The organism is Shinella sp. WSC3-e (assembly GCF_945994535.1).
Classification (GTDB): Bacteria; Pseudomonadota; Alphaproteobacteria; order Rhizobiales; family Rhizobiaceae; genus Shinella; species Shinella yambaruensis.
This window is the reverse complement of sequence record NZ_OZ000533.1, coordinates 265,358-289,596: the sequence shown is the minus strand read 5'-3', so window position 1 is coordinate 289,596 and position 24,239 is coordinate 265,358. Positions and strand designations below refer to the sequence as shown.

The window sequence follows — 24,239 nt, the reverse complement described above, 5'->3', positions numbered from 1 at the left end:
CGCGCTTCTTTTTATCCGGCTCATAAATTTTCATCGCCGAGGGAATAGAGCCCGCTCGCTTCCGTTCTTCCTGAGGTCACCGCCATGGCGGCGGAAAGTTCAGGAGGTGGAATATGTTGATCCCTCGTCGACCGGCATGCCCGCGGGGCTTGCCGTCAGGTTCGTTTGCGCCCGTTCTCGGCGTTTGCAAGGGGAGGCCGTGATGACTCCCCAGATGCTGCAGACCCTTTTCGTGATGGAATTCGTGCGCTTCGGCATCGATCTTGCCGGCATGTCCGTCCTGATGTTCGGCATGTACTACCGGCGCTACCGCGACAAGGAACTCGTCACGGCGGCAGCGCTCTTCAACATCTTCGTCTTCGCGGTCCTGACCGTGCTTTCCGTCGTCGATTTCGGCGTGGCGGCCGGCTTCGGGCTGTTTGCGATCCTGGCGCTTTTCACGCTGCGTTCCGAACCGCTCAGCAAGACCGAGATGACCTATTTCTTCGGCAGCGTCGCCATCGCGGTCATTTCGTCCGTGCAGGGAACGACGATCCCGTTCGTGGCCGTCACGGTGCTGTTCGTGCTGGTCGGCGCCTATGTCGTCGACCATCCGAAGATGCTCCAGTCGGTCAGCGGCACGAAGATCTCGCTCGACAAGATCCACCATGCGCTGCTCGCGGATCCCGCGGCCATGCGGGCGGAACTGTCCCGGCGGCTCGGCGTCGACGTGCTGTCCTACCAGGTCCTTCAACTCGACTACATCACCGAAATGGCGAAGCTCAATGTCTATTATCGCAAACACTGACGACTGGTTGCAGCACGGTTTCCAACCCATCAGCCTGGCTGCGCTGAACGGCAAGGCGGCGATGCTGGAGCGGCTGGACAACAAATATGTCGTCGATGCAACCGTGCTCAAGCACGCCGCCGGCGCCTTGGCCGAGGCTTTCGACATGCTGGAAATCGACGGTCTGCGGGCCTTCACCTACGAGACCTGCTATTTCGACGATGCCGGCCGCCGCAGCTATTTCGACCACCATCAGGGCCGGCGCCGGCGTGCAAAGGTCCGGCTCCGCCGCTACGCCGAGGCCGGCCTGTGCTTTCTCGAGGTCAAGCTGAAGGACAGGCGCGGCATCACCGTCAAGAAGCGGCTCAACCGGGATCCGGGAACCTTCGGCATGCTCGACAAGACGGCGCTTGCCTATATCGACGACGTGTACCGGGCTCAATACGGGCAACCCTTTCCCCACACGCTCACGCGCGTCATCGACATGCGCTACCGGCGCATGACGCTGGTCGCCAAGCAGGGTGGCGAGCGCATGACCATCGATTGCGGCCTGCAGTTCTACACACCGGATGCGCGGCACGCGGTCGATGAGAGCCTGTTCATCCTCGAGACGAAATCGGCCAACGGCAACGGCGTTGCCGATGGCATCCTCAGGGCGCTGCACCAGCACCCGACCAAACGGTGCTCGAAATACTGCGTCGGCACGGCGTTGCTCAATCCCGGCACCCGGCACAACAAGTTCCTGCCGGCGCTGCGCAAGCTTGGCAGCCTGCCCGGCCATGATGTCCTGCGCCGGTTACACAATGAATAGGAGTGAGTGAGAGATGATGATCGAGAAAATGCTGAAAGTGCTGCTTTTGTGCGGCTCTGCCTTCGTGCCGGCGTCCGTCGCCTTCGCGCAGCCGGCGTCCTTTGCGCTGACCGTGCTCGACGGCAGGACGGCTGCCGCTACCGGGCCGGACGGCCGCAACATCAGCGAATTGTCCGGGCTTGCCTGGGATGCCGACGACAAGCTGCTCTATGCGGTTTCGGATGATGGCGTGCTGCATCATTTCCGGGTGGAGATCGAAGGTGGCAGGATCGCCGGCATGGAGGCGGTGTTCTCCGTCCGGCTGGCCACCGGCACGACGCCCGCCTTCGTCAATGCCGAGGGGCTCGCCGTCGTCAATGGCGACAACGGCACGCCGTCCGACGGCGAGCTTCTCATCGCCTTCGAGGATGGCCCCGCCATCCATCGCTTCAAGCCGGACGGCACGGCAATCGCCGCCGTGCCGCTGCCGGATGCGCTGTCGGACGCAGCACGGTACAACGAGCCGAACAGCCGGCTGGAAGCCGTGGCCGCCACGCAGGACCACGGCATCGTCACAGCCCCGGAGGAGGCCATGCAGGGCCAGCCGGGTGACGCCCATACGATCTACGGCCTTGATGGCGGGCGCTGGACGTTCGCGACCTTCCAGCCGAAGCGCAGCAACCTGAAGGCCATCGAGACGATGCCCGGCGGCCAGCTGCTGGTGCTCGAGCGCACCCGCGAGAGCAAGGGCGGGCCGACCGCCGGACGCCTGCGCATCGTCGATCCTGAGGGGTGCACGGGCGAGACCTGCACGGCAATCGATCTCGATGCAGGATCGAATGCACTGCTGAACGACAATTTCGAGGGGCTCGCCCGGATCTCGGACACGCTCTACCTGGCCGTGACGGACAAGACGAAGAAGGAGATGCCTGCAACGCAGTTCGTCCTGTTTTCGCTCACCGGGCCGCAATGACGGCGTGACACGGGCCCGGTCCGCCCTTCCTGCCGGCAGGCATAAGGTTGCCTGCCGATGGCCGTTGGTGGCGCTGCCTGCTATCGCGACAACCGGTTTTCGTCGTCGATCAGGACAAGGCGGCTGGGCGTGGCGTCGCCCCATGTCCACAGGACGAGGTTCAGGTCATCGTCCATGGCAGCCGGCGCGAAGCTCGGCACGAGCAGTCCGTGATAGCCGGCGGCCGAAAGCCTGCGTGCAAATTCCTGCGTTCGGGAGGCGCCGGATGCCCGCATCCGGTCGCGCCAGGCCGGATCGGCGAGCGCCGTCGCATCCATGTCCTGCGCACGCAACGCTTCCGGATCGCGGCAGTCGAAAACCCGCGCGATATCGGCGTCATAGGAAACGAGGGTGGTCGGCTGCAGGTTGCCGACCTGGTTCGCTTCCCGCAGCGCCGTGATGATCGACAGCGACGTGTAGAGCGCGGGCATGCCCTTCGGGTTGAACCGGCCGCCATAGAGCTCGGCGCCGCGCCCGGACAGCGGCTCGCGGGCATAGACCGGGTTCAGCGCCCGGTACAGCTTTCCCTGATAGCGCATCTGCCGGACTATGCGTGGATGCCGGCGTCAACAGCGTCGATATAGTCGAGCACGTCGTCCGCGCGCCCGCTTCTGACCAGCTGCATGGCGGTCTGGCCGGAAAAGCCGGGAAGCGGTTCCGAGCGATACCAGGCATAGGCCATCAGCGCCGAGCCGAAGCGGGGCTCGACCTTGTTGACGATCTCGATCATCTCGCGCAGGCGCCGCTGCGTCTTGTCGGAACGGACACGGTCCTTGCGCTGGACGGCGTCCTTTCCCAGCCCGGCCGTCCGCGCGATCTCCTCGCTGGTCGTGCGCAGGGCATCGGCGATCTTGCGCGGCATGAAGAGCCCGCCGTCGGCATATTGGGCAAGACCCATGGCGATATCCTTCCGATTTTGCCATTCATTATGACGCAATATAGCGTCAGATATCGCGGGTTTCAATGGCGCGTTTGTTGAGAGAAACGGAAAAGGTTTCGGCGTCCCGAGTGGACGATGCCGCTCATGGCTGCTCCTGTTGCAGGCGGGAGAGGGTTTTGGCCCATTGCCGGGCGATCGACAGCCCGACGGACTGGACGGGCAGGCAGGGCGCGCGGTCGTGGATCGCGATGCCGGCATTCTCGCCGAAGATGCGCTTGCCATAGGTAACGAGATGTTCGAGCGACTGCATGACGAAGGTCGCCGCGGGCAGTGCGGCCGCGTAGAGCGCTTCTGCCTCGGCATGGCGGCCGGCCCGCCACAGGTCGAGGATACGCGCCGCGACCGGGGCGATGTCGGGTGCCAGCACGAAGCCCCGGCAGCCGATGCGCAGGGCATCGGTCATTTCCAGCCCGCCCCGCCCGCCGACAACCGCAAGGCTGTCGCCCGCCACGTCGATGATGCGGGCAAGGCCGAGCGCCGCGTCCTCGGCCTTCACGGCGGCAAGATTGGGGGCCCGTTGCTTCAGGCGTACGAGATCCTCGCCGGAAAGGGCGCGGCCGAGATATTGCGGCGCGTTCTGCACGGCGACGGGCAGCGCGGTCGATGTCGCCACCCGCGCGAAGAAGTCGAGATAGACATCCGCGCCATAACTGCCGACCATCGGGGGCTGGAGGATGAGCCAGTCCGCGCCGGCCGCCGCCGCGCAGGTCGCGAGCTCCACCTGCTCGCCCACCGAATTGCCGGCGACGGTCACCGAGAATGGCAGGCGGCCGCCATTGGCGCGTGCCGTCGTTTCGATGAGCGCGCAACGCTCGGTGAAGGTGAGCTTCAGCACCTCGGTCGCCAGCCCCAGCACGGTGATGCCGTGACAGCCCGTTTCGACGCAGTAATCGACCTGCGCTTTCATCGCGTCGTGATCGAGCGCTTCCTGGGCGTCGAACAGGGCGAAGAGCACGGCGTAGACGCCGTCGTGAATGCCGGTTTCTGTCATGCTGCACCCATCATGATGTCCACGCCGCGATCTGCGACCGCCATGGCGGGCGCGTTGGTGTTTCCGCTGACGATACGGGGCATCATGGAAACGTCGAAGACGCGCAGGCCCTCGATGCCCTTGACGCGCAGGTTCGGCGTCAGCACGGCGAGCGGATCGTCCTCGGCGCCCATGCGGGCGGTGCCGCAGGGGTGGTAGTTGGTCTTGACCGTGCGCTTGCAATGGGCAAGCAGCTCGGCATCGGAGCGGAAGCCCTCGCCGGGGAAGATCTCGCCCTTGACCACCTTGGCCATGGGCCCGGTCTGCAGCACCGCGCGCGCAAAGCGCAGCCCGGCGATCTCGTGACGGATGTCGTCCTCATGGCCGAGATAGTTGGAATTGATCATCGGCAGATCGGTGGGGTCGGCCGAGCGCAGGCGCACCGTGCCGCGCGCCTTCGGCTGCAACAAGCAGGAATTGAGCGTGACGCCGTCCGTCGGCGCGACGCCCATGACATCGCGGTCGAGATAGACGGTCGGAACGCAGTAGAACTGGATCATCGGTTCGCCTGCGGGGTCGAGCGGGTTGATGAAGGCGCAGGCCTCGCAGCCGTTCGTCGAGACGGGGCCGGAGCCGAACAGCATGTATTGCAGGCCGTTGCGAAGCATGCACAGGCCGCGATCCTCGCCATAATAGCCGAGCTTCTCGTGGGTGGCGGCGACCAGCGGAACCTCGTGGTGGTCCATCAGGTTCTCGCCGACGCCGGCAAGGTCCGCCTCGACCGCAATGCCGTGGCGGCGCAGCTCGTGCGCGGGACCGATGCCCGAGAGCATCAGGATTTTCGGCGTGCCGAAGGCGCCGGCGGTGAGGATGACCTCGTTTGCCGCATGGAGCGTCCTGATCCGGCTGCCTTCGGCGATCTCGACGCCTGCAGCCTTGCCGCCCTCTATGAGGAGGCGCAGGACGCGTACGCCGGTCAGGATTGTGAGCTTCGGATCGGCGGCCAGGGGCTCGATAAAGGCCTCGACCGCGCCGCAGCGGCGGGCGCCGCCGATCGTCGTCTGCATGTAGCCGACGCCAGCCTGCGTGCCGTCGTTGAAATCGTTGCGCAGCGGCAGGCCCATCTCCTGCAGCGTCTTGACGAAGACATTCGAGATTTCGGCGATGTGGCGCGGATTGGAAACCTTCAACGGCCCATCCGTGCCATGGGCAGGGCCGGCGAGCGACTGGTTGCCCTCCTGCCGGCGGTAGTGGGGCAGGATGTCGTCCCAGCCCCAGCCGATGCCGTTGGGGCCGGCCTTCGCCATGCGGTTCCACGCGTCGTAGTCCGAGCGGCGGCCGCGCATGTAGACCATGGCGTTGACGGTCGAGCCGCCGCCGAGCACGCGGCCCTGCGGCAGGTCGTGCGACCGGCCGTCGAGCTGCGGCTGCGGCTCCGTCTTGTGGAAGGTCAGGTATCTGCTGCCCTTCAGCATCTTCACGAAGCCAGCCGGCATGCGCAGCAGCGGGTGGCGGTTCGACGGACCCTCCTCGATGAGCGCGACGCGGGCGCCGTGCTCGCTGACCAGCTTTGCCGCGGTCACGCAGCCGGAGGAGCCGCCGCCGACGATGATATAGTCGAAGCCCGTCATCTCACCATTCCGCAATCGAGCCGTCCGCATGGCGCCAGACCGGCGCCCGCCAGGCGTGGCCCTCGACGGCGCGGGCGCGCACCACGTCCTCGTCCACCTCGATGCCGAGGCCGGGACCCATGGGGATCGGCAGGAAGCCGGCCTCGACCTTGAAGCGGCTTTCCGGCTTCAGGTAGTCGTTGAGATCACCGCCCTTGTTGTAGTGGATGCCGAGGGACTGTTCCTGAATGACGGCATTGTAGCAGATCGCATCCACCTGGAGGCTGGCGGCGAGCGCGATCGGCCCGAGCGGGCAATGCGGCGCCATTGCGATATCGTAGCTTTCCGCCATGTGGCCGATGCGCACCATCTCGGAAATGCCGCCGACATGGGCCGTATCCGGATTGACGATGCCGGCCGCGCGCTTTTCGAAGACGGCGCGGAAATCGTAGCGGCTGTGCAGCCGCTCGCCGATGGCGAGCGGAATGGACGTGGTGCGGGCAAGATCGGCCATGTGGTCGACCTGGGCCGAGACGACGGCATCCTCGATGAACATGGGCCTGAGCGGCTCGATCTCCTTCAGCAGGATCTTCGCCATCGGCGCATGCAGGCGGCCGTGGAAATCGAAGGCGAGATCCATGCGGGTGCCGACCGCATCGCGCAGCTCGCCGAGCTTCGCGACGATCCGGTCGATCTTGGCGTAGCCGTCGAGGAACTGGACCTCCTCGGTGGCATTCAGCTTGCAGGCGTCGTAGCCGGCCTCGATGAGGGCGTTTGCGTCGGCGACGAGGTTGCCGGGTCGGTCGCCGCCGATCCAGCGATAGGTGCGGACCTTGTCGCGCACCTTGCCGCCCATCAGCGCATGCACCGGCTGGCCGAAGGCCTTGCCCTTGATGTCCCACAGCGCCATGTCGACGCCCGACATGGCGCTCATCAGCACGGGGCCGCCGCGATAGCAGCCGTTGCGGTAGATCATCTGCCAGGTATCCTCGATCAGCAGCGGATCGCGGCCGATGAGCAGGGTTTCCAGCTCGCGGATCTTCGCCGCCAGCGTTTCGGCATGGCCCTCGAGCACCGGCTCGCCCCAGCCGGAAATGCCCTCGTCCGTCGAGACCTTGAGGAACAGCCAGCGCGGGGCGACGACGAAGGTTTCGAGTTTCGTGATTTTCATTGGGAAGTCCTCAGCCGGGCGCCGGATGCGCTGTCGAAGTAACGGATGCCATTGGGGGAAAGCCGGAGATTGACGGTGGCGCCGATCTCCGGCCGGAAATGCTTGTCGGCCTTGAGCACCAGCCGGCCCTTGCCATGGTCGGCGACGACGAGCGTCGCATCGCCCGTCGGCTCGACCGAGTAGACCGTGACCGCCAGGTCTCCCGCCTCGCCCTCGGCGGCGACCGCGATGTCCTCGGCGCGGATGCCGAGCTGGGCCTCCTTCGCGTCGGTTATGCCTGCTGCCGCGATGCGGGCATTGCCGGAGCGGAAGGCGCCGTCCTGGATGTCGCCGGGAATGAAGTTCATCGGCGGGGAGCCGAGGAAGCCCGCGACGAACAGGTTGTCGGGGTCGTCGTAGATCTGGTCCGGTGTGCCGACCTGGCGGATTTCGCCTGCCTCCATGATGATCACGCGGTCGGCGAGCGTCATCGCCTCGATCTGGTCGTGGGTGACATAGATGGTCGTGATGCCGGTCTCGCGCTGGATGTGCTTGATCTCCGCCCGCATGGCGCCGCGCAGCTTGGCGTCCAGGTTCGACAGCGGCTCGTCCATCAGGAAGACATCCGGCGAGCGGACGAGTGCACGGGCCAGCGCCACGCGCTGGCGCTGGCCGCCCGAGAGGTTCTTCGGCAGCCGGTCGGCATAGGGCGCAAGGCCCACCTTCTCCAGCGCGGCGAGCGCCGTCTTCTCCCGATCGGCCCTCGCCATGCCGCGGGCGCGCAGCGGATAGGCGACATTGTCCAGCACCTTCATGTGCGGATAGAGCGCGTAGTTCTGGAACACCATCGCCATGTTGCGCTCGCGCGGCAGCCGGTTGGTGATGTCGGCGCCGTCCTTCAGCACCGCGCCGCTGGAGGCCGTCTCCAGCCCGGCGATGATGCGCATGGTCGTCGTCTTGCCGCAGCCGGAGGGGCCGAGCAGGACCAGGAACTCGCCGTGGGGGATGTGGAGGTCGATGGGCTTCAGCGCGGTCAGCGCGCCCCAGCTCTTGGTGACGGATTGAAGCGTGATTTCGGTCATGTCAGCGATAGGCCCCCATGGTCAGGCCACGGATGAGGTGGCGCTGGAAGACAAGGATGAAGAGGATGACGGGGATGATCAGCAGGCTGGCGGAGGCCGACAGCTCTGCCCAGGCGATCGTCTGGTAGCCGATGAAGCCGTAGAGGCCGACCGGCACGGTGCGCACCGCCGAATCCCCCAGCACCAGCGCGAACAGGAACTCGTTCCACGACAGGAGGAAGATCAGGATGCCGACAGAGATGAGCCCGGGCATGGCGAGCGGCAGGGTGATGCGGGCGAAGACCTGGAAATGGTTGTCGCCGTCGAGGCTTGCCGCCTCCTCGATCTCGCGCGGCAGTTCGGAGAAGAAGCCGCGGAGCAGCCAGACCACGATCGACAGGTTGAGCGTGACATGGGCGAGGATCAGGCCGAGATGCGTGTCGAGCAGGCCGAGCTGGTAATAGAGCACGAAGAAAGGGATCAGCATGGCGACCGGCGGCGTCATGCGCGAGGAAAGCAGCCAGAAGCCGAAATCGCCGCGTCCCCGGAAGGAATAACGCGCGAGGATATAGGCGGCCGGTGCGCCGAGCGCGAGCGTCAGCAGGCTGGAGCCGGCCGCCACGATCGTCGAGGAGGCGAAATAGGCCCAGATATCGGGATTGCCGATGACCTTGGCGAAATTGGTGAAGGTCGGCTCGAACAGGAAGAGCGGCGGCCGGGCCATGGCCTGGATCGGCGTCTTCAGTGCGGTGAGGAAGATCCAGTAGAGCGGAAAGATGCACCAGACAGCGAAGACGTAAAGGATCAGGCGGCGCAGCCAGACGGAGGTGAACACTTTCATGGCGCTTAATCCTTCAGGTCGAACAGGCCGAGCCGGCGAAGGAAAACCTGCCCCGCGACGAGGGTGAAGACGAGCATGACGATCGCCAGTGCCGAGGCGTAGCCCATCGACAGGAACTCGATGCCGTACTTGTAGGCGAGCAGGTTCAGCGTGCGCGTGGCGACGCCGGGTCCGCCGCCGGTCAAAACGAAGATGATGTCGAAGGTCTTGAAGGCGTCGATCAGCCGGAACAGCAGCGCGAGCGCGAGATAGGGCTTCAGCCGCGGCAGCGTCACGAGAAAGAAGGTGCGGAACGGGCCGGCGCCGTCCATCTGGCTCGCCTCTTCCGGCTCCGGCGGCAGCGCCGCCATGCCGCCCATCACAATGAGCAGGATGAAGGGCGTCCATTGCCAGACGTCGACGAGGATGAGCGACAGGAGTGCGGTCTCGGGCGCGGCCGTCCAGGCGCTGGGAGAAACGCCCGCGAGGCCGAGCAGGTGGTTCAGCACGCCCTGCGTGGGGTTGAACATCAGCCGGAAGGTGAAGGTGGCGGCGATCGGCGTGATGGCCATCGGCAGGAGATAGATGACGCGCAGCCACGGCGCCTGCCGCACCTCGTGATACAGCAGGGCCGCGATGCCAACGCCCAGCACCGTCTCGATGCCGACCGCGACGATGGTGAAGATCGCCGTTATGCGCGCGGCATCCCAGAAATCGGCGGAGGAGAGCAGGTCGGAATAGTTCTTGAGGCCGACCCAGTTGATCGTCTCCGGCGCGGTCAGCGAATAGTCGGTGAAGGAGAGATAGACACTGACGAGAAAGGGAACGAGCGTCAGCGACAGCATGAGGATCGTCGCCGGCGCAAGCATCCACAGGATGAAGCTGCGCTCGGCGCGTTGGATTGTGGTCTGGCGGAGGGGCACGGGCCTGCCTTTCTGATCGGGTGCCCCCCGACCGGAACGCTCGGGGGGCTTTAAATCCGTGTCAGCCCTTGAGGGCGGCGTTGATCTTCGTCGTGGCCGCAGCGAGCGCGGCCCGTGCATCGGCCTGGCCGGTGACGACCTGGTTGATCGCCACGGCGAAGGGATCGAGGATCTCGCTGGACTTCCTGTGGAACCACGCCGCCTTGAAGATCCTGGCGTCGCCGGAATTGAGGTTGAGGAGCGCCGCCGCCGAAGCCTCCGCACCGAACCGTTTCTGGAACGCTTCGCTTTTCCAGGCGGAATTGCGCACGGTGGCAAGACCGCTGGCGGCGCTGAGCAGACAGCCAGGCCCGGAGTTGAGGAAGCTCAGGAGCAGGAAGGCCGCCTTCTTCTTCTTTGAATAGGCGTTGATGCCGGCCTGCCAGGCCCAGATGTTCGGCTTGATCGGGTGTTCGCCGGCCCGCGGCAGGGCGGCATAGACGGCATCGGCCGCCACCAGGCTCTTTGCCGGGTTGGAGATGTCGGTGGCGAAGTTGGAGCTGTCGCAGCCGAGCGCCGCCGCGCCGCTGGAAAAGTCGTTGAGGGCTTCGTACCAATGGTAGTTGCCGACGCCGATCGGCCCCGCCTCGCGCAGCAGGCGGCCGTACATCTCCACGCCGGCAACGGCCGCATCGCTGTCGAGCACGCAGCGCCCCTCCCCGTCGATGATCTCGCCGCCATAGGAGAAGACGAAGCCGCCGCAGGTCCAGGGACCGGCGGAACTGTCGGACTTGGCGCGCATGGCGATGCCCGCGACCGTGTCCGTCTTCAGCTTCAGCGCCGTGGCGAGCAGCTCGTCCATCGTCGTCGGGACGGCAAGGCCGGCTTCGCCGAGCATCGCCTTGTTGGCGAACAGCGTCTGCGCCTCGGCGGTGATCGACATCGAATAGTTCTGCCCGTCCGCCTGGGCGGGGAAGTCGCGCGCCATGGCGAAGATGTCGTCCTGGTCGTACCAGGCGGCATCGAACAGCGCCTTGTCGGCATAGTAGGCATCGAGCGGCTCCGCCCAGCCGGCGGAAACGAACTGGCCGAGCGCGTGGATCATCATCACGTCGGGCTCGGCCGCCTTGGCGCCGAGCTTGATCGGCATCTGCGAGGTGTATTCCGTCTCGGACTGGGTGTTCAGCTTGACGGAGATGCCGGTGAGCTCCGTGAAGAGCGGCAGGATCGGTTCGATCGCCGCGCTCCACGGATGCGTCATCGCCTCGATCGTCAGGCTCTCGCCCTTGAAGGCCATCCAGTCGACATCGGCGCCGGCGAAACCCGCGCGGGCCTCTTCCGCCGTCTGGGCGAAACTCAGCCGGGGCGCGACTGCCAGCCCGAAGGCTGTGGCCGCCGTGCCGGCCATCAGTTGGCGCCGGCTCAGGCGTATCTCTCTGTTCATGCTCTCCTCCTCTTCAGATCGATGTTGTCGCGATGGCCCGATCCCTGCGGGGCAGGGATCGGGTTTCCCGGCTTCTTTCATGTTGGGCGAACATATCGATACTATTATTGATGTCAAGTGTAGTATTATTTGGCTTTGTGTGAGACTGTTTGCCTGCCGGGATCATTTCCGCTATGCCAGCGGGAAAAAGAGACGATAGGGGCAGTGCTTGACGCAGCAGCAGGACGCGATGGAGACGCAGGACACGGCATCGGCCGGCATCCACGAGACGATCGTCACGACGATGGGAAAACGCATCGTTTCCGGACACTACAGGCCGGGCGCGGTGATCGGCAGCGAGACGGAAATCGGCCAGACCTTCAGCGCCTCGCGCACCGCGACGCGCGAGGCCTTGAAGATCCTGAGTTCAAAGGGCCTGATCGAAGGCAAGCCGAAGATCGGCGTCGTCGTGCGGCCCACCGAGCGCTGGAACATGATGGATTCCCTGGTGCTCGACTGGGCGCTGCAGGATGCAAACCAGGCGGGAAGGGCGATTTCGGACCTTTATGCCCTGCGCATGGCGATCGAGCCGAAGGCGGCGCGCATGGCCGCGCGCAACCATGGTGGGGCCGACGAAACGGCGGTCCGGCGCGCGCTGCGTGGAATGGCGACCTATCTCGACGAGAACGACCGGGTGGAGCAGGACGTCGCCTTCCACATCGCCATCCTGCGTGCATCGGGCAACCGGCTGTTCTTCTCGCTCGGCGAACTGATCTCCGTCGGCCTGCGCCATCTCTTCCATGCGGGCCTGCGGGCCACGAGCGAGGAGGACGACCGCTGGATCACGCGCCACAAGCGGGTGGCCGACGCGGTCTTCGCGCGCGATGAGGCCTCGGCCGAGGCGGAGATGGTCGCGCTGCTGACCGAGGCGCAGCAGACCCACGATATCATCCCCTCTTGAGCTCGGCGGCTATGCCGTTCAGGGGCGGCCCTTCAGGTGCCCGGTCGGAAGCGCGGTCGTGTACTTGATCTGGCTGAGGGCGAAGCTCGAGCGAATGTTGGCGACGCCCGGGATGAGCGTGAGGAAGTCGACGACGAGGGCCTGGAATTTCATCAGGTCCTCGACCACCACGCGCAGCATGTAGTCCGCCTCCCCGGTCATCAGGTAGCATTCGACGATCTCGGGCTTGGTGCGGATGGCGGCATTGAAGACGTCGAGCGATTCCCGGTCCTGCTGCTTCAGCGAGACCTGCACGAAGACATTGACCGCCAGCCCCAGCGCCTGCGCGTCGACCAGCGCGACCGACCCCTTGATGACGCCGTTTTCCTTGAGGTCGTTGACCCGCCGCCAGCAGGGCGAGGCCGACAGGCCCGTCGCCTCCGCCAGTTCCGAAACGCTCAATTCGGCATTCTGCTGCAGGAGGTCGAGGATGCGGATGGAGGCGGCATCGAGGCCTGGCTTGGAAATCGGCATAGTTGACCGCTGAAAGAGGAATTATCGAAATTCCATTTCGCAATTTCGTTATCCTCGGTCAACTGCGATCAGTTTTCCCGCTCGTGCCGGTGTAGCATTCCTCATCATTGGAGGACGGGAGTGAGACGAGCATGAATGAGGCGGCCTTGACGCCAGCGCAGCTGGCATGCCTGAAGGACCTGGAGCGGCAGGTGCTGTGGCATGCCTGCTGGATGATCCACAACGCCAACCACCTGCGCGAGAAGGGCGAGGTGAAGGTCGGTGGGCACCAGGCCTCCTCGGCCTCGCTCGCCTCGATCATGACGGCGCTCTATTTCCATGTGCTGCGGCCGGAGGACCGCGTTGCGGTCAAGCCGCATGCCTCGCCGGTCTTCCATGCCATCCAGTACCTGATGGGTAACCAGACACGCGAAAAGCTCGAGAATTTCCGTGGTTTCGGCGGTGCGCAATCCTATCCGAGCCGTACCAAGGACATCGACGACGTCGATTTTTCCACCGGATCCGTCGGGCTTGGCGTGGCGATCACTGCCTTTGCCTCGATCGTGCAGGACTATATTGCCGCCAAGCCCTGGGCCGCGACGCGACCGGGCGGGCGCATGATCGCGCTGGTCGGCGATGCGGAGCTCGACGAGGGCAATATCTATGAATGCCTGCAGGAGGGCTGGAAACACGACCTGCGCAACACCTGGTGGGTGATCGACTACAACAGGCAGAGCCTTGACGGCGTCGTGCATGAGGGCCTGTGGCAGCGCATCGAAGGTATTTTCACGGCTTTCGGCTGGGACGTGAAGGTGCTGAAATACGGTGCGCTCCAGCGGGCCGCCTTCCGGGAGCCGGGCGGCGAGGCGCTGCGCGGCTGGATCGACCGATGCCCGAACCAGCTCTATTCCGCGCTGACCTTCCAGGGCGGGGCCGCTTGGCGCAAGCGGCTCACCGACGAGATCGGCACGCAGGAAGGCGTCGCCGACCTCTTGGCGGCGCGCAGCGACGACGCGCTTTCCGACCTCATGGGCAATCTCGGTGGCCATTGTCTCGAAACGCTGATCGAGACGTTCGGGAGCATTGATCACGACCGGCCGACCGTCTTCCTCGCCTATACGATCAAGGGCTGGGGCACGCCGCTCGCCGGCCACAAGGACAACCATGCCGGCCTGATGACCAAGGCCCAGATGGAGACGTTCCAGGAGCGCATCGGCGTCGCGCCGGGTACGGAATGGGAGACGTTCGGTGCGATCCCCTCCCCTGCCCCGGTGCGCGCGTTCCTGAAGACGGTGCCTTTCTTCGCCAAGGGCACGCGACGCTTCACCTCCCCTGCCGTGCCCTCCTCCGGCCCGGTCTTCCTCGAGGATCGCGAGCTGTCGACGCAGGCCGGTTTCGGCAAGATCCTCGATGCGATCGCCAGGCGCGACGACGCCCTGTCGGCGCGCATCGTCACCACGGCGCCGGATGTGACCGTCTCGACGAATCTCGGGCCCTGGGTCAACCGCCGCGGCCTTTTCGCCCGCGAGCGGATGGCCGATACGTTCCGCGACGAGCGCGTGCCCTCGGCGCAGAAATGGGAGTTCGGCCCGGCGGGCCAGCATATCGAGCTCGGCATCGCCGAGATGAACCTGTTCCTGCTGCTCGGCGCCGCCGGCCTGTCGCATTCGCTGTTCGGCGAGCGGCTGCTGCCCATCGGCACGGTCTACGATCCCTTCGTGGCACGCGGCCTCGATGCGCTGAACTATGCCTGCTACCAGGATGCGCGCTTCATGATCGTCGGCACGCCTTCCGGCGTGACGCTGGCGCCGGAAGGCGGGGCGCACCAGTCGATCGGCTCGCAGCTCATCGGCATGAGCCAGGACGGGCTGGCCAGCTTCGAGCCCGCCTTCCTCGACGAGCTGTCCGTCATCATGGACTGGTCCTTCGACTATATGCAGCGTGACGGCGACGGCACGCATGACAGGCGCACCTGGCTGCGGGACGAGACCGGCGGCTCGGTCTATCTGCGCCTGACGACGCGGCCGCTGGAGCAGATCGCGCTTCGCCGCGAGGATCCGGCCTTCCGGCAAGGCGTTATAGACGGCGCCTACTGGCTGCGTCCGCCTTCGGCGCGCACCCGCATCGTGCTCGCCTATCAGGGCTGCATCGCGCCGGAAGTGCTGATGGCGGCCGGGCGGCTCGCCGAAACGCATGGCGACGTCTCGGTGCTGGCGGTCACCTCCGCCGATCGGCTGAATGCCGGCTGGACGGCGGCGCAACGCGCCCGCCGCCAGGGGGATGTCAGCGCCCGCAGCCATATCGAGACGCTGCTCTCCGCGGCTCCGCGCGATGCGGGCCTCATCACCGCCACCGACGGCCATCCGGCGACGCTCGGCTGGCTCGGCGCAGTGGAAGGGAACCGCACGGTCTCGCTCGGTGTCGAGCACTTTGGCCAGACCGGCACGATTGCCGATCTCTACGCCCATTTCGGCATCGATACGCATGCCATCGTGGACGCGGCACGCTCCTTCCGAACCGGCGGCTGAAGCGGAACGTTGCATTCGAAAGGTTGGCGGCAGGGATTCGGGAACGTGAGCGGCGCCGAGCATCGGCGCCGCGCTGTCGTCCTGGATGTCTGTCATCAGCTCGCGGATCAGCCGTCTGCAGGCACGGACTGGCGTCGCTTAGGTCAGGTCCACTCGTAGGCCCGTTCCGTACGGTAAGGCCGCTCGGCCGCGAAGAGGGACGGATCGTTGCCATCAACGTAATGCAGGGCATCCGCATCGTCGTTGAAGCCGACGAACACCATCAGCATGGCGCGGGCGGCCGGATGGCCCTTCCGGCGATAGGAAAAGCGGACGGCGCAATGCGGATATTGCGCATCCAGCGTGCCGTCGCCCTCCTTGCGGTCGCCGGTGAGCGCGACGAACTGGCCGAGGGCGAAGAACCGGTCGATGGCGGCAAAGGCCGAGGCCTGCGACATCTGCTGGTTTGCGCCGGCGCCGGCGGGACGGCCGTAATAGAGGCTGTCGGTCTGGCCCTTGCGGCGCGTCGTCTCGTAGACGACGAGGCCGCCTGCCACGGCCAGTTCCAGATGGGCGCCGAAGGTCTGAAAGCGTTCGGGATGGCGATCCAGCTCCGCGAACTGGACCCTCAGGTCCGCGACATAGTCCGCGTACAGCGCTGCATTCATGGAAGGCTCACCCTTGAATTTCCGGTCGATGTGCTGCGCTCCCTAACACAGGCACGGCGGCATGGAAACGCCGCCGTGCCTCTACCGCTGTGGCCCGCTGCGCCACTCCAGTCACGGCCGTTCAGGCCGCCACTGGTGCGGCAACCTCCGTGCGGCGTGCATGGCTGACCGCGAAGGCCAGCATGGCGAGGGTGGAAACCGCCGCCGGCACGGCGAAGATCAGGAAGTTCTGCTGAAGGGGCAGTTCCTTCGCCAGCAGCATGCCGCCAAGCGTCGGCCCGACGATGGCGCCGATGCGGCCGACCCCGGATGCCCAGCCAAGGCCGGTGGAGCGGACCGAGAGGTTGTAGAGTTGGGCGACGCTGGCATAGAGCAGGATCTGCGTACCGATCGTGGTGGCGCCGGCGACGAAGACCATCAGGAACAGGAGCGTGACCGGCAGGCCGAAGCCGACGAGCGCGATCGACAGCGTGGCGGCGGCGAAATAACTGATTACCACCTTCGGCAGGCCGAACCGGTCGCCGAGCCAGCCGCCGGCGATCGCCCCGGCCATGCCCCCGAAATTCAGCGAGAAGAGCGTCATCAGGCTGGCCTTTTCCGCATAGCCGGCTTCCTGCATGACCTTCGGCAGCCAGGACGACAGCAGATAGACGAGCAGCAGGCAGCAGAAGAAGGCGACCCAGAGCAGAACCGTGCGCGCTGCCCGCTGGTGGCGGAAGAGCTCGGCAACCGACGCGGCGGCGCCCCTGGTCTCCGTGAAGACGAGCATGTCGTCGCCTGTCAGGCGCTCGTTCGTCTCGATGCGGGCATAGATGCGCCGCGCCTCTTCCTGCCGTCCCTGGCGCAGCAGGAAGCCAAGCGATTCCGGCAGCGTCCACAGGATGAACGGCAGGATCACGAGGGGAATGGCGGCGACGAAGAACATCGGCTGCCAGCCATATTGCGGGATCATCCAGATGCCGAGGCTTGCCGCGACCATGCCGCCGACCGAGTAGCCGGAGAACATCAGCGCGACCATCGTGCTGCGCAGCCGCTTCGGCGCATATTCGTTCATCAGGGCGACGACATTCGGCATCAGGCCGCCGCAGCCGAGGCCGGCGAAGAAGCGGTAGATGGTGAACTCGCCCGGCGCGGTGGCAAAGCCCGTCAGCAGCGTCGAGACGGTGAACAGCACGAAGCTGATCGCAATGCCCTTCTTGCGTCCGATCTTGTCGGCGAGCGGGCCGAAGACCAGCGCGCCGAACATCATGCCGAACAGCGCCCAGGCCTGCAGCGCGCCGGCTTCGGGCTTGCTCAGCCCCCATTCCCTGATCAGCGTCGGCAGCACCGTGCCGGCGATGAAGACGTCATAGCCGTCGGCGATCAGGAGCAGCGCGCAGAGCACCACCACCGTCCATTGGAAACGGCCAAAGCGAGCCTTGTCGATCACCTCGCTCACATCGATCTTGCGCATGGTCACCCCTCCCAGAGTGTGGTTGAAAAGACTTCAGCCGAGATCGCCGCCGGCGACCGGCAGGATGTTCCCGGTGATGTAGGCGGCCTCGTCGGAGGCCAGGAACAGGATCGGTGCGACCTGTTCGTCGATGCTGCCGTAGCGCTTCAGGAAGCTCGAACCCTTCACCTGTTCCACGACCTCGGCCATCCAGGCCTTTTCGCGCGCGGTGTCGCCTTCCGCGTTGCGCGGGATGCGGCGGGGCGGTGCCTCGGTGCCCCCTGGGGCGGTGGCGACGACGCGGATGCCGAGATCGGCGACCTCCATCGCCAGAGATTGCGTGATGGCGTTCACCCCGCCCTTGGCCGCCGAATAGGGCACACGGTGGATGCCGCGCGTGGCGTTCGACGAGACGTTGACGATGGTGCCGCCGCCCCGCGCCCTCAGGAACGGCAGTACCGCATGGCAGCAATAGAGCGTCGGCATCAGCGAGCGGCGGATTTCCGCGTCGATCTGTGGCGGCTCGAATTCGGCATAGGGCCGCATGCGGATCGCGCCGCCGACATTGTTGATCAGGATGTCGATGCCGCCGAATTTTTCGGCGGTGGCCTGCATCGCCGCCGCCGCCCCTTCATAGGATTCGAGATCGGCGGTGAAGGCTGCTGCCTCCCCGCCCCTCGCCTTGCCGGCGACATCCGCGACGAAGTCGGCACGGTCGACGAACAACACCTTGCCGCCCTCCGCCGCTGCACGCAGCGCCACCGCCCGGCCGATGCCCTGGGCCGCGCCGGTCACCACCAGCACCTTGCCGGCAAAGCGGCCCGGAAAATGGCGCGCGCTCATGCGCCCGCTCCCGTCGCCGTATTGGGCGTGAACTTTTCGTAGTGGAAGCTGTTCGGTTTCACGCCGGTCTCGTCGAAATGCCGGCGCACGGCATCGACCATCGGCGGCGGGCCGCAGAGATAGACGTCGACATCGCCGCCGTTCAAAAGCTCTGCCGGCATGTGTTGCGTTACCCAGCCCTTGCGTGGATGGCTGGAGGCCTCCTCGGCCACCACCGTGCTGTAGCTGAAATTCGGCAGGCGGCGGGCATAGGCCTCGATTTCCTCGACGAGCACCAGATCGAGATCGCGCGTCACGCCGTATATGAGGTGGATGCGCTCGCCGGACTTGCCCTGCGCCAGCCCCTCCAGCATCGAGAGGAACGGCGCGAGGCCGGTGCCGCCGGCAATGAGCAGCAGCGGGCGCTTGACCTCGCGGAGATAGAAGCTGCCGAGGGGGCCGGTGATGTCGAGCCGCTCGCCGATCTCGGCGCGTTCCAGCCAGGTGCTCATCACGCCGCCGGGGATCTTCTTGATCAGGAAGCCGATACGCCCGGCGCCCGGCGCCGTGCTGAAGGAATAGGACCGGCTCTGCCCGCTGCCCGGAACGGCGATGTTGACATATTGGCCGGAGAGGAAGACGGGCGCCGCCCCTCCCTCGTCCACGTCGAGTTCCAGCACGATCGCCGCGTCGTTGTGCGGAGCGATCGTCGCCACCGTCGCGGCGAAACGCTGCTGGCCCGTCTTGCAGGCGAGCGAGGTCGTCGGCACCGAAAGCACGCAGTCCGACGTCGGCTTCATCTGGCAGGTCAGCACCAGGCCGCCCTCCGCCTCGTCGGCGCTCAGGGCTTCCTCGATATAGTCGTCACCAAGGTCGTAGCTGCCGCTTTCGGCGCGGCACTTGCAGGTGCCGCACACGCCGTCGGAACAGTCCATCGGCAGGTTGATCTTGGCGCGATAGGCGGCGTCGAGAACCTTCTCGCCGCTGTTGCAGCCGATGAAGCGGGTAACGCCGTCCTCGAAGTTCAATGCGATCTTGTAGCACATGGCTCCTCCTCCTCAGGGTGCCTGACCGCCCGGTCGTCAGATGTGGTAGACGTCGATGACCTGGCGGATGTAATCGTCCTTCAGCACGATCTTCTTGCTGGAGATGACGAGACCCTCGCCGCCCTTGCGCAGCGTGGCGAACACGGTGCCGAAGAAGTGGTCGGTGACCTTGTAGCGATGGTTGAGGGTGTGGAAGTTGTAGCGCAGGTCGACCTCCTCGCCGCGCTCGGCCACCACCTCGACATTGGCGATCATGTGGCAGGTGCGCGGCTCGGGCGTGGAGGCGCCGGAGCGCTCGGTCTTGATGCGGAAGACGCGGTCCTCCAGGCCGTCGCGGCTCGGATAGTAGATCAGCGAGATCTGCGAGTGCGGATCCTCGGTGATCTGGTCGTCGTCGTCCCAGGTGGGCATCCAGTAGGTGACGTCGGGTGCATAGCAGGTGAGCCACTCGTCCCACTGGCGATCGTCGAGAAGGCGCGCCTCCTTGTAGAGGAAGGCGCAGATGGCGTCGTAGGGGACCGTCATGCCGCCGCTCCGTGCGCTTCCGCGGCGAGCGCCTTGCGCATCACCTTCGCCCAATATTCATGCTGGCGAACGAACAGGCCCTCGTCCTCGCTGCGCTCGCCCGAGAGCAGCGGCGTGATGCCCATGCGCCTGGCATTGTCGTCGGGCCCGTCGATCCAGAGCGGCGCGCCGCGCGACATGTCGTTCCACAGCGCGGAAATGCCCGCGTAGCCCGCCTGGCAGGCGCGGAATTCCTCCAGGTCGTCGGCCGTGCCCATGCCGGAGACGTTGAAGAAATCCTCGTACTGGCGGATGCGCAGCGCGCGGTTTTCGGCGCTCTCGCCCTTCGGCGCGAAGCAGAAGATGCTGATCTCCGTCTTGTCGACGCTGATCGGGCGCGTCACGCGGATCTGCGTGGAGAACTGGTCCATCAGGAAGACGTTCGGATAGAGGCAGAGATTGCGGGTCTGGTTGACGATGACATCCGCCCTGTCCACGCCGACGCGGGCCTCGATCTCCGCGCGGTTGCCGTAGACAGGCCGCACCTCCGGGTTCATCGTGGTCGTCCAGAGCAGGATATGGCCGTGATCGAAGCCGTAGACGCCGGCGACCGACTTGCTCCAGCTGTTGGCATCGACCGCCTTGGTGCCTTCCTCGGCACGGCGGCCCATGGTGGCGGCATAGTTCCAGTGCACGCTGCTGACATGGTAGCCGTCGCAGCCGTTCTCCATCTGCAGCTTCCAGTTCCCATCATAGATGTAGGAGGAATTGCCGCGGATGACTTCCAGCCCATCGGGCGCCTGGTCGACGATCTGGTCGATGATCGCCCTGGTCTCGCCGAGGAAATCGGCGAGCGGCAGCACGTCCGCATTGAGGCTGCCGAAGAGGAAGCCACGATAGTTCTCGAAGCGCGGCACGCGCTTCAGGTCGTGCGAGCCATCCGTGTCGAACTGCGGCGGATATTGCGTGGTCTTGCCGTCCTTGACCTTCAGCAGCCTGCCATTGTTGGAAAACGTCCAGCCGTGGAAGGGACAGGTGAAGCTGCCCTTGTTGCCGTGCTTGCGCCGGCAGAGCATCGCGCCGCGGTGGGCGCAGGCATTGATCATCGCATGCAGGGCGCCGGTCTTGTCGCGGGTGACGACCACGGGCTGGCGGCCGATATTGGTGGTGTAATAGTCGTTGTTGTCGGGGATCTGGCTTTCGTGGGCGAGATAGACCCAGTTGCTCTCGAAGATGTGCTTCATCTCCAGCTCGAACAGGTCGGCATTGGTGAAGATGTCGCGGCGGCAGCGGAACACGCCGGCCTCATGGTCATCCTGCACCGCATTGGCGAGCAGTTCGTCGAGTTCCTGCGCCTTGTCCAGGATCGTAGGCATGGCTCCTCCTCTCATGGCGGCCGCCTCGCGGCGGCGCCATTGCAACGATGTCGGTTGAAGAAAGGCTGGGGCGGCTTTACGCGGCCGCCCGCTTGCGCTGCAGGTTGACCTGGTTGTCGACGCCGTTCACCAGCGCGGTCAGGTCGATGTCGAACACGATCTCGGCGAAGGGCCCCTCCAGGCCATTGGCCTTGATGCTCGCTTCGTCGGTCCGCTCGACGAGGGCCGGGACGAGACCGTCGCGGGTGGCATAGGCGAAGTCGTCGTTGACCAGCGGATCGCCGGCAATGTTGATCTGGGTGGTCAGCTTGCGGTGGCCATCGGCGCTGATGAAGAAATGGATGTGCGCCGGACGCTGGCCATGGCGGCCGAGTGCGGAAAGAAGCTGCTCCGTCGGGCTGCCCGGGGGAACGCCGTAGCCCTTGGGCACGATGCTCCGGAACCTGTAACAGCCCTTCTCGTCGGTGATGATCGTGCGGCGCATGTTGAACGGCGCCTGCCTGCCGGTCGGGTCGAAGTGGGAATAGAAGCCGCGCGTGTCGCAGTGCCAGACCTCCACCGTCGCACCCGGCAGCGGTGTGCCGTCGGCATCGCGAACCGTGCCGTGCATGATCAGCGTGTGGCCCTCGGTGTCCGTGCCGTCGTCGAGCCGGGCGAAACCATGCGCCACCGGCGCGCCGGCGACATAGAGCGGGCCTTCGATGGTCCGCGGCGTGCCGTTCTTGATGCCGAGCTCCTCGTCGATGGCATCGAGGCGTTCATCGAGGAAATGGTCGAGGCCGAGGCCGGGCGAGATGAGGCCCGCCTGTCCGGCGGCGCCGATCTCGTTGAGCCAGGCGATGCCAGCCCAGTATTCATCGGGCGTGATGTCGAGATCGTCGATCGCCTTGAAGAGATCGGACAGCAGGCGATGGGTGATCTCCTTCATGCGCGGGCTGCCGCCCTGTTTGTCGAGGCCGCTGACGACCTTCAGAAAATCCTGTATTTCCGGCTTGTCGAAAATCCTCACACTCATGATAGCCCTCCTCCGGGTCTCGGTTGCGTCAAACGGTTTCGGGTCCGCTCAGGTATCGTCCTCGCGGATCGACGACGGGTGGCGCAGCAGCGGCGTCACCTTGATGGTCATGAACTTGAACAAGGGCAGCCCCGTCAGGACCGCATGCAGCTCGGCATTGTCCTTGACGTCGAAAATGCTGACATTCGCGTATTGCCCGGCGATGCGCCAAATGTGCCGCCAGGTGCCGCTGTCCTGCAGCGCCTGCGAATAGGCCTTTTCCCGCGCGAGGATGTCTGCCGCTTCCTCCTGCGGCAGGTCGTGGGGCATGTGGACGTCCATTCGCACCTGGAAAAGCATGGCCTTGTCCTCCTACTCGGCGAGGCTGATGGTCTTGCGCGGGGCGTTGCGGGTGAAGAACGCGACGCGGTCCTCATCCAGTTCGATGCCGAGGCCCGGCGCGTCGGGCACGGTCAGCGCGAAATCGCTGTAATCGAGCGGCGTTGAGAGAATGTTCTCGGTCAGGAGCAACGGGCCGAACAGTTCCGTGCCCCGTTGCAGATTGGCGAAGGTGGCAAAGACCTGTGCGGAGGCGATCGTCCCGACCGGGCCTTCCAGCATGGTGCCGCCATAGAGTTCGATGCCGGCCGCATCGGCGATCGCCGCCACGCGTTGGGCATTGGAGAGACCACCGCTCTGCTCGATCTTGACGGCGAAGACATCGGCGCCGCCGATCCTTGCCAGTTCGAAAGCCGATTCTGGCCCGGTCAGCGCCTCGTCCGCCATCAGCGCGACGGGGAAACGGCGCATTAGCCGGGCCAGCGCAGCCGTCGAGGCCACCGGCTGCTCGACCAGTTCGCAGCCTGCATCGGCAAGGGCGGCCATGCCACAGGCGGCCTCGGTCTCGCTCCAAGCCATGTTGACATCGACGCGCACTGCGGCCCGCTCGCCCAGCGCACGCTTGATCGCGGCCACATGGGCGATGTCCTCCCGCAGGGTCCTCGCGCCGATTTTCAGCTTGAAGATCCGGTGGCGGCGGAGGTCCAGCATGCTTTCGGCCTCGGCGATGTCACGAGCCGTATCGCCCGAGGCCAGCGTCCAGGCGACCGGCAGGCGATCGCGGCGGCGGCCGCCGAGAAGTTCGCTGACCGGCAGGCCGAGGCGCTTGCCCTGCGCGTCGAAGAGGGCCGTTTCCACGGCGCTCCTGGCGAAGCGGTTTTCCTTTATCCGCTTGGCAACGCGCGCCATCAGTGTCGGCACGCGGGCCGCATCCTCGCCCAGCAGCGCCGGGGCGAAATAGGTGTCGATGGCAAGCTTCATGCCCTCGGGGCTTTCCCCGCCATAGGCAAGGCCGCCGATCGTGCTACCCTCGCCGATACCGATGGTGCCATCGCTGCAATATACCTTTACCAGCGTCATGCTCTGGCCGTTCATCGTCGCCACCGACAGCCTGTGCGGGCGGATGGTCGGCACGTCGACCAGCAGTGTCTCGACCCGTTCGACGACGGGAGAGGATGCGGCGGCCGGGAAATGCGGTGCAGGGATCGTGCTCATGGGAGAACTATGCGCCCGGCCGCCCCTGCCCGTCCAAGACCGATTGCGTCTCCAATGATACCTGAGAGGTATAATGTCAGGATATGTGACGCGGTTCGGCCCGCGGCACGGCGCAGCCGTATCCGGCTTCCGGGTGTCTGACAAAGCGTCGACAGGCAAGGAGATCAGGTCAGCGATGCGCCAAACGATTGGCAGCCCTGCGGCCATGAGGGCATGGGACGGCCCGAACGGGCCGATTGTCCCGGCAAGTCCGGCGTTGCGGGCGTGGGGAGAAGCAGCGCCAGCCGCAGTTATGCAGCAGGACGGCGGGCGAGGGCATGCATGCCGTGCTCGCGGGCTGGTTTTTCAGGTTGCCGGCTGGATGGCTCCGCGATCAGGTCGGCGATTCGGGGAGCGTCGAGGTCCGCCTGTCGCCGCGTAATTTCCAGGCTTGGTCGTC

At 65.7% G+C, this 24,239-nt stretch carries 24 protein-coding genes; 5 read left to right on the top strand and 19 right to left on the bottom strand.

Features of this window, described 5'->3' with window-relative positions:
* The first annotated feature begins 202 nt into the window (after nucleotides 1-202).
* The 3 genes from AABF56_RS30100 to AABF56_RS30090 are packed head-to-tail and all read left to right on the top strand — an operon-like array spanning nucleotide 203 to nucleotide 2,529.
* Nucleotides 203-787, top strand: coding sequence for a DUF4956 domain-containing protein (locus tag AABF56_RS30100; protein WP_244768783.1), 585 nt, complete (start codon nucleotides 203-205; stop codon nucleotides 785-787).
* Complete coding sequence (locus tag AABF56_RS30095; RefSeq protein WP_272808733.1) at nucleotides 765-1,577, top strand: polyphosphate polymerase domain-containing protein; 813 nt, start codon at nucleotides 765-767, stop codon at nucleotides 1,575-1,577. The genes AABF56_RS30100 and AABF56_RS30095 overlap by 23 nt, the downstream gene beginning before the upstream one ends.
* A 13-nt stretch (nucleotides 1,578-1,590) precedes the next feature.
* Entirely contained in the window at nucleotides 1,591-2,529 is a 939-nt protein-coding gene (locus AABF56_RS30090; RefSeq protein ID WP_272808734.1) for an esterase-like activity of phytase family protein, read from the top strand.
* 80 nt (nucleotides 2,530-2,609) lie between these two features.
* Here the strand turns inward: AABF56_RS30090 and AABF56_RS30085 are convergent, their stop codons facing one another.
* The 9 genes from AABF56_RS30085 to AABF56_RS30045 all read right to left on the bottom strand — a co-directional run bounded on the left by AABF56_RS30085 (nucleotide 2,610) and on the right by AABF56_RS30045 (nucleotide 11,465).
* Entirely contained in the window at nucleotides 2,610-3,107 is a 498-nt protein-coding gene (locus AABF56_RS30085) for an RES family NAD+ phosphorylase (RefSeq protein ID WP_272808735.1), read from the bottom strand.
* An 8-nt stretch (nucleotides 3,108-3,115) separates the two neighbouring features.
* Nucleotides 3,116-3,466 (bottom strand): MbcA/ParS/Xre antitoxin family protein, encoded by a 351-nt coding sequence (locus tag AABF56_RS30080; protein ID WP_272808736.1) that lies wholly within the window; start codon nucleotides 3,464-3,466, stop codon nucleotides 3,116-3,118.
* Between the two features lie 124 nt (nucleotides 3,467-3,590).
* Nucleotides 3,591-4,499, bottom strand: a complete 909-nt coding sequence (locus AABF56_RS30075) for a dihydrodipicolinate synthase family protein (protein ID WP_272808737.1) — start codon at nucleotides 4,497-4,499, stop codon at nucleotides 3,591-3,593.
* A complete protein-coding gene (locus AABF56_RS30070; protein ID WP_272808738.1) occupies nucleotides 4,496-6,109 on the bottom strand; it encodes a GMC family oxidoreductase in 1,614 nt (537 codons plus the stop codon). The genes AABF56_RS30075 and AABF56_RS30070 overlap by 4 nt, the downstream gene beginning before the upstream one ends.
* 1 nt (nucleotide 6,110) lies before the next feature.
* Nucleotides 6,111-7,259: a galactonate dehydratase gene (gene dgoD, locus AABF56_RS30065; RefSeq protein ID WP_272808739.1), complete on the bottom strand. Its 1,149-nt coding sequence runs from the start codon at nucleotides 7,257-7,259 to the stop codon at nucleotides 6,111-6,113.
* A complete protein-coding gene (locus AABF56_RS30060) occupies nucleotides 7,256-8,320 on the bottom strand; it encodes an ABC transporter ATP-binding protein (RefSeq protein WP_272808740.1) in 1,065 nt (354 codons plus the stop codon). The genes dgoD and AABF56_RS30060 overlap by 4 nt, the downstream gene beginning before the upstream one ends.
* Nucleotide 8,321: 1 nt before the next feature.
* The gene (locus tag AABF56_RS30055; RefSeq protein WP_272808741.1) at nucleotides 8,322-9,140 is read right to left on the bottom strand and encodes a carbohydrate ABC transporter permease; all 819 of its coding nucleotides are present in this window, start codon (nucleotides 9,138-9,140) and stop codon (nucleotides 8,322-8,324) included.
* A 5-nt stretch (nucleotides 9,141-9,145) separates the two neighbouring features.
* Complete coding sequence (locus AABF56_RS30050; RefSeq protein ID WP_272808742.1) at nucleotides 9,146-10,042, bottom strand: carbohydrate ABC transporter permease; 897 nt, start codon at nucleotides 10,040-10,042, stop codon at nucleotides 9,146-9,148.
* Between the two features lie 61 nt (nucleotides 10,043-10,103).
* Complete coding sequence (locus AABF56_RS30045) at nucleotides 10,104-11,465, bottom strand: ABC transporter substrate-binding protein (protein WP_272808743.1); 1,362 nt, start codon at nucleotides 11,463-11,465, stop codon at nucleotides 10,104-10,106.
* Between the two features lie 208 nt (nucleotides 11,466-11,673).
* Here AABF56_RS30045 and AABF56_RS30040 point away from each other — a divergent pair, with 208 nt between their 5' ends.
* Nucleotides 11,674-12,405: a FadR/GntR family transcriptional regulator gene (locus AABF56_RS30040; RefSeq protein ID WP_244768794.1), complete on the top strand. Its 732-nt coding sequence runs from the start codon at nucleotides 11,674-11,676 to the stop codon at nucleotides 12,403-12,405.
* An 18-nt stretch (nucleotides 12,406-12,423) separates the two neighbouring features.
* On the opposite strand, the gene AABF56_RS30035 is transcribed toward AABF56_RS30040, so the two are convergent.
* On the bottom strand, nucleotides 12,424-12,918 hold the full coding sequence (locus AABF56_RS30035) for an Lrp/AsnC family transcriptional regulator (RefSeq protein ID WP_272808744.1): 495 nt from the start codon (nucleotides 12,916-12,918) through the stop codon (nucleotides 12,424-12,426).
* Nucleotides 12,919-13,049: 131 nt separating this feature from the next.
* Here AABF56_RS30035 and AABF56_RS30030 point away from each other — a divergent pair, with 131 nt between their 5' ends.
* Nucleotides 13,050-15,425, top strand: a complete 2,376-nt coding sequence (locus tag AABF56_RS30030; protein WP_272808745.1) for a transketolase-like TK C-terminal-containing protein — start codon at nucleotides 13,050-13,052, stop codon at nucleotides 15,423-15,425.
* Between the two features lie 143 nt (nucleotides 15,426-15,568).
* Here AABF56_RS30030 and AABF56_RS30025 read toward each other — a convergent pair whose 3' ends face one another.
* The 9 genes from AABF56_RS30025 to AABF56_RS29985 form a co-directional block, all read right to left on the bottom strand.
* Nucleotides 15,569-16,072, bottom strand: a complete 504-nt coding sequence (locus AABF56_RS30025) for a hypothetical protein (protein WP_272808746.1) — start codon at nucleotides 16,070-16,072, stop codon at nucleotides 15,569-15,571.
* 121 nt (nucleotides 16,073-16,193) lie between these two features.
* Nucleotides 16,194-17,525 carry an MFS transporter gene (locus AABF56_RS30020; protein ID WP_272808747.1) on the bottom strand — a complete coding sequence of 444 codons (1,332 nt, stop codon included), beginning with the start codon at nucleotides 17,523-17,525 and terminating at the stop codon, nucleotides 16,194-16,196.
* Nucleotides 17,526-17,558: 33 nt separating this feature from the next.
* Entirely contained in the window at nucleotides 17,559-18,347 is a 789-nt protein-coding gene (gene benD / locus AABF56_RS30015; RefSeq protein WP_272808748.1) for a benzoate diol dehydrogenase BenD, read from the bottom strand.
* Nucleotides 18,344-19,372: a benzoate 1,2-dioxygenase electron transfer component BenC gene (benC, locus tag AABF56_RS30010; protein WP_272808749.1), complete on the bottom strand. Its 1,029-nt coding sequence runs from the start codon at nucleotides 19,370-19,372 to the stop codon at nucleotides 18,344-18,346. The genes benD and benC overlap by 4 nt, the downstream gene beginning before the upstream one ends.
* Nucleotides 19,373-19,408: 36 nt before the next feature.
* A complete protein-coding gene (gene benB / locus AABF56_RS30005) occupies nucleotides 19,409-19,897 on the bottom strand; it encodes a benzoate 1,2-dioxygenase small subunit (protein WP_272808750.1) in 489 nt (162 codons plus the stop codon).
* A complete protein-coding gene (locus AABF56_RS30000) occupies nucleotides 19,894-21,252 on the bottom strand; it encodes a Rieske 2Fe-2S domain-containing protein (RefSeq protein WP_272808751.1) in 1,359 nt (452 codons plus the stop codon). The genes benB and AABF56_RS30000 overlap by 4 nt, the downstream gene beginning before the upstream one ends.
* 76 nt (nucleotides 21,253-21,328) lie before the next feature.
* Nucleotides 21,329-22,267, bottom strand: coding sequence for a catechol 1,2-dioxygenase (gene catA, locus AABF56_RS29995; protein ID WP_272808752.1), 939 nt, complete (start codon nucleotides 22,265-22,267; stop codon nucleotides 21,329-21,331).
* A 48-nt stretch (nucleotides 22,268-22,315) separates the two neighbouring features.
* Nucleotides 22,316-22,606, bottom strand: a complete 291-nt coding sequence (gene catC, locus AABF56_RS29990) for a muconolactone Delta-isomerase (protein WP_244768804.1) — start codon at nucleotides 22,604-22,606, stop codon at nucleotides 22,316-22,318.
* Nucleotides 22,607-22,618: 12 nt separating this feature from the next.
* Complete coding sequence (locus AABF56_RS29985) at nucleotides 22,619-23,800, bottom strand: muconate/chloromuconate family cycloisomerase (RefSeq protein ID WP_272808753.1); 1,182 nt, start codon at nucleotides 23,798-23,800, stop codon at nucleotides 22,619-22,621.
* Nucleotides 23,801-24,239 lie beyond the last annotated feature (439 nt).

Coding starts and splice junctions, on each gene's coding strand:
- AABF56_RS30100 (WP_244768783.1), top strand. CDS start 203: ATGACTCCCCAGATGCTGCAGACCCTTTTCGTGATGGAATTCGTGCGC.
- AABF56_RS30095 (WP_272808733.1), top strand. CDS start 765: ATGTCTATTATCGCAAACACTGACGACTGGTTGCAGCACGGTTTCCAA.
- AABF56_RS30090 (WP_272808734.1), top strand. CDS start 1,591: ATGATGATCGAGAAAATGCTGAAAGTGCTGCTTTTGTGCGGCTCTGCC.
- AABF56_RS30085 (WP_272808735.1), bottom strand. CDS start 3,107: ATGCGCTATCAGGGAAAGCTGTACCGGGCGCTGAACCCGGTCTATGCC.
- AABF56_RS30080 (WP_272808736.1), bottom strand. CDS start 3,466: ATGGGTCTTGCCCAATATGCCGACGGCGGGCTCTTCATGCCGCGCAAG.
- AABF56_RS30075 (WP_272808737.1), bottom strand. CDS start 4,499: ATGACAGAAACCGGCATTCACGACGGCGTCTACGCCGTGCTCTTCGCC.
- AABF56_RS30070 (WP_272808738.1), bottom strand. CDS start 6,109: ATGACGGGCTTCGACTATATCATCGTCGGCGGCGGCTCCTCCGGCTGC.
- dgoD (WP_272808739.1), bottom strand. CDS start 7,259: ATGAAAATCACGAAACTCGAAACCTTCGTCGTCGCCCCGCGCTGGCTG.
- AABF56_RS30060 (WP_272808740.1), bottom strand. CDS start 8,320: ATGACCGAAATCACGCTTCAATCCGTCACCAAGAGCTGGGGCGCGCTG.
- AABF56_RS30055 (WP_272808741.1), bottom strand. CDS start 9,140: ATGAAAGTGTTCACCTCCGTCTGGCTGCGCCGCCTGATCCTTTACGTC.
- AABF56_RS30045 (WP_272808743.1), bottom strand. CDS start 11,465: ATGAACAGAGAGATACGCCTGAGCCGGCGCCAACTGATGGCCGGCACG.
- AABF56_RS30035 (WP_272808744.1), bottom strand. CDS start 12,918: ATGCCGATTTCCAAGCCAGGCCTCGATGCCGCCTCCATCCGCATCCTC.
- AABF56_RS30030 (WP_272808745.1), top strand. CDS start 13,050: ATGAATGAGGCGGCCTTGACGCCAGCGCAGCTGGCATGCCTGAAGGAC.
- AABF56_RS30025 (WP_272808746.1), bottom strand. CDS start 16,072: ATGAATGCAGCGCTGTACGCGGACTATGTCGCGGACCTGAGGGTCCAG.
- AABF56_RS30020 (WP_272808747.1), bottom strand. CDS start 17,525: ATGCGCAAGATCGATGTGAGCGAGGTGATCGACAAGGCTCGCTTTGGC.
- benD (WP_272808748.1), bottom strand. CDS start 18,347: ATGAGCGCGCGCCATTTTCCGGGCCGCTTTGCCGGCAAGGTGCTGGTG.
- benC (WP_272808749.1), bottom strand. CDS start 19,372: ATGTGCTACAAGATCGCATTGAACTTCGAGGACGGCGTTACCCGCTTC.
- benB (WP_272808750.1), bottom strand. CDS start 19,897: ATGACGGTCCCCTACGACGCCATCTGCGCCTTCCTCTACAAGGAGGCG.
- AABF56_RS30000 (WP_272808751.1), bottom strand. CDS start 21,252: ATGCCTACGATCCTGGACAAGGCGCAGGAACTCGACGAACTGCTCGCC.
- catA (WP_272808752.1), bottom strand. CDS start 22,267: ATGAGTGTGAGGATTTTCGACAAGCCGGAAATACAGGATTTTCTGAAG.
- catC (WP_244768804.1), bottom strand. CDS start 22,606: ATGCTTTTCCAGGTGCGAATGGACGTCCACATGCCCCACGACCTGCCG.
- AABF56_RS29985 (WP_272808753.1), bottom strand. CDS start 23,800: ATGAGCACGATCCCTGCACCGCATTTCCCGGCCGCCGCATCCTCTCCC.